A 3,777-nucleotide genomic window follows, 5' to 3' on the forward strand; every position below is an offset into this window, starting at 1 on the left:
GCTCAGCCCGAACGAGGAGACACCCGCACGCCGAAGACCCGTCCACTCACGCTCCTCGGTCAGCAGCTCCACCTCCCCCGCCGACCAGTCCACATGCGAGGACGGCTGGTCCACATGCAAGGTCCGGGGCAGCACACCATGCCGCATCGCCAGCACCATCTTCATCACCCCGGCAACGCCGGAGGCGAGCTGTGTGTGGCCGAGGTTCGATTTGACCGAGCCCAGCCACAACGGCTCCTCGCGGTCCTGGCCATAGGTCGCCAGCAGCGCCTGCGCCTCGATCGGGTCGCCGAGCGACGTACCCGTACCGTGCGCCTCCACCACGTCCACCTCGGACGCCCGCAACCCGGCATTCGCCAGCGCCTGGCGGATCACCCGCTGCTGGGCCAGGCCGTTGGGCGCGGACAGGCCGTTGGAGGCGCCATCCTGGTTGATCGCGCTGCCCCGGACCACGGCGAGGACCGGGTGCCCGTTCTTCCGTGCGTCGGACAGCCGTTCCAGCAGCACCATGCCGACGCCCTCGGACATACCCATGCCGTCGGCCGCGTCGGCGAATGCCTTGCACCGGCCGTCGGCGGCAAGCCCGCGCTGCCGGCTGAAGCCGACGAAGCCCTCAGGGTTCGCCATCACGGTGACGCCGCCCGCCAGGGCCAGCGAGCACTCGCCCGAGCGCAGGGCCTGGCTCGCCAGGTGCATCGCGACCAGCGACGACGAACACGCCGTATCGACACTGACCGCCGGGCCCTCCAGACCGAAGGTGTAGGCGATACGTCCGGAGGTCACGCTGGCGGAACCGCCGGTGACCATCTGGCCCTGGAGCCCCTCCGGGATCTCGGCGTTCGTGCCGTAGCCCTGGTACCCGGTGCCGATGAACACACCCGCCCGGCTGCCCCGTTGGTCCTCCGGGTCGATACCGGCCCGTTCGAACGCCTCCCAGGCGGTCTCCAGCAGCAGCCGCTGCTGCGGATCCATGGTGATCGCCTCACGCGGGCTGATCCCGAAGAACACCGGGTCGAAGTCGCCCGCCGCCTGGAGGAACCCGCCGTGCTGGACGTACGACTTGCCGGCCTTGTCGGGGTCGGGGTCGTACAGGTCCTCCAGATTCCAGCCGCGGTCGGAGGGGAAATCGGAGATGACGTCCCCTCCGGCCCGCAGCAACTCCCACAGTTCCTCCGGGCTGTCGACACCGCCGGGGAAGCGGCAGCTCATGGCCACCAGTGCGATCGGCTCGTCCGTCGCGGCCACGGCCGTGGCCACTGAACGCGTCGCGGTCTCCTGCGTCAGCTCCGCCCGCAGGTGGCGGGCGATCGCCTGCACGGTGGGGTGGTCGAAAACCACGGTGGTGGGCAGCCGCAGGCCGGTCTCGGCGTTGAGCCGGTTGCGCAACTCCACGGCGGTGAGCGAGTCGAACCCGATGTCGCGGAAGGCCCGCTTCGGGTCGATCGCGTCGCCGTCCGCGTGTCCGAGGACCGCTGCGACCTGCTCGCGGACCAGTGTGACGAGTTCGGCTTCGGACAGCGCGGCGGTCACCGGCGCGACGGCCGGGACCTCCTGCCGGGACAGTGCCGCCACCTCGGGCACCTCGTCCAGCAGCGGCCGGGGGCGGGCGGAGGTGAACACCGGCGCGAACCGGGCCCAGTCCACGTCCGCGACGGCGAGGAATGCCTCGTCGTCGTCCATGGCACGTTGCAGAGCGGTCACGGCCAGGTCCGGCGCGATGAACGGCAGGCCCTGGCGGCGGACCCGGTCCATGTCCAGTCCGCCGGGCATGGCCGCCGTCTCGGCCAGGTTGGGCGTGTCCCAGATGCCCCAGGCGAGGGACGTCGCCGGTACGCCACGGCCGCGCAGGTGCTCGGCGTAGGCGTCGAGGAAGGCGTTGGCCGCGGCGTAGGCGCCGTGGTCGCCGCTGCCCCAGACGCCGGCGATCGAGGAGAAGAGGACGAACGCGTCGAGGTCGGGCAGCAGTTCAGCCAGGTGGACGGCGCCCGCGGTCTTGGCGTGCACGACATCCTCGAACTCGGTCAGCGAGGTGGCGGCCAGCGAGGCGATCTGGATGAGAGCCGCGGCGTGCACGACCACGCGGACCGGGGTGCCGTCCGCCGCGAGCCGCTCCACCAGTCCGGCGACCGCCTCCCGGTCGGTCACGTCGCAGACCGCGTGGTCCAGCCGAGTGCCGGACACGGCCAGTTCGGCGGCCAGTTCGGCGGCCCCGGGAACGTCCGCCCCACGGCGGCCGGCCAGAACCAGGTGTCCGGCACCGGCGCCGGACAGCCAGCGGGCGATGTACGGCCCCACGGCGCCGGTGGCACCGGTGACCAGGACCGTACCGTTCGGACGCCAGGCGCGCCGTGCGGGCGTGCCCTCCGCCTGCGCGCGGCTGAGCCGCCGCACGCGGGCGGTGCCGGCGCGGACCGCCCACTGGTCCTCGTCGCCGCCGTCGGCGAGCACGTCGCACAAGGTGGCGGCGGACCGCTCGTCGTACTCGGCCGGCAGGTCGACCAGGCCGCCCCAGAACTCCGGGTGCTCCAGGCCGATGACGCGGCCCAGACCCCAGACCGCCGCCTGCGCCGGGTGGTGAACCTCACCGTGACCGAACGCGGAGGTGGCGCCCTGAGTGAGGCACCACAGCGGCACGGCCCACCGGGCGTCACCGAGCGCCTGGGTGAGCAGAGTGGTCAGGGCCAGTCCTGTTGTCAGTCCCGGGTGGTGCGGGTGCGGCTGCTCGGCCAGGGCCAGCAACGACAGCACGCCGTCCGGGCGCGGCTGCTCGGCGAGCGCCGCGGCCAACCGCTCCCGGTCGGTGTCCGCCGAGACAACATGCTCCACGACCTGGGCTCCGCGCGCCGTCAGCGCGCGCACAGCACCGGCCGCCCACGGGTCCTCGTGGTGTCCTTCGGGGACGACCACCAGCCAGGTGGCGGGCAGCGGCTGAGACGCCGGCGTGCCGGTACGCCAGGTGACGCGGTAGCGCCAGGCGTCCGTGGAGATCTCCGGCGAGGGGGGCGCCAGCCAGTACCTGTCCCGCTGGAACGGGTACGTGGGCAGCGGCACATGCCGGCCCCCCGGGTACAGCGCGGCCGTGTCCACGTCGACACCGTGCGCCCAGGCCTGGCCGAGCGAGGTCCAGAAGCGGTGCATGCCGCCTTCGCCCCGGCGCAGGGTGCCCACCGCCAGCACCGCGGCGTCGGCATCAACGTCCCCGGCGGTCTCCTCGATCGGCACGGTGAGCACCGGATGGGCACTGACCTCGACGAACGCACCGTGCCCGGCATCGATCAGGGAACGTACGGCGCCCTCGAACTCAACCGTCTGCCGCAGATTGCGATACCAGTACCCGGCATCCAACTCCGAACCGTCAACCCAGCCGACATCAACACTGGAGAAGAACGGGACCGTCGACTCACGCGGCACCAAACCCTCAAGTACGGACAGGATCTCCTCACGGATCTCCTCCACCTGCGCCGAATGCGAGGCGTAATCAACCGGGATCCGCTTGGCCCGCTCCACCGACGCCAACACCGCGTCCAGACCCGCAGGGTCACCCGACACCACCACCGACGACGGCCCGTTCACCGCAGCCACCGACACACCCGCCGGCAACAACTCCCGCACTCGGTCCACCGAAAGCGGCACAGACACCATGCCACCCCGACCCGCCAAAGCGCGGATCGCGCGCGACCGCAACGCCACCACCCGGGCGCCGTCCTCCAGGGACAACGCACCCGCCACGACAGCAGCCGCGATCTCACCCTGCGAGTGACCCACCACCGCATCGGC

The 3,777-nt window shown here is 72.1% G+C and carries 1 protein-coding gene; it reads right to left on the bottom strand.

What is annotated here, in order from left to right; genetic code table 11:
• On the bottom strand, positions 1–3,777 hold a 3,777-nt coding region (locus tag QR77_RS03300; RefSeq protein ID WP_040027224.1), incomplete at both ends, for a type I polyketide synthase.

Origin of the sequence: Streptomyces sp. 150FB (assembly GCF_000818195.1) — a bacterium.
Taxonomy (GTDB): Bacteria; Actinomycetota; Actinomycetes; order Streptomycetales; family Streptomycetaceae; genus Streptomyces.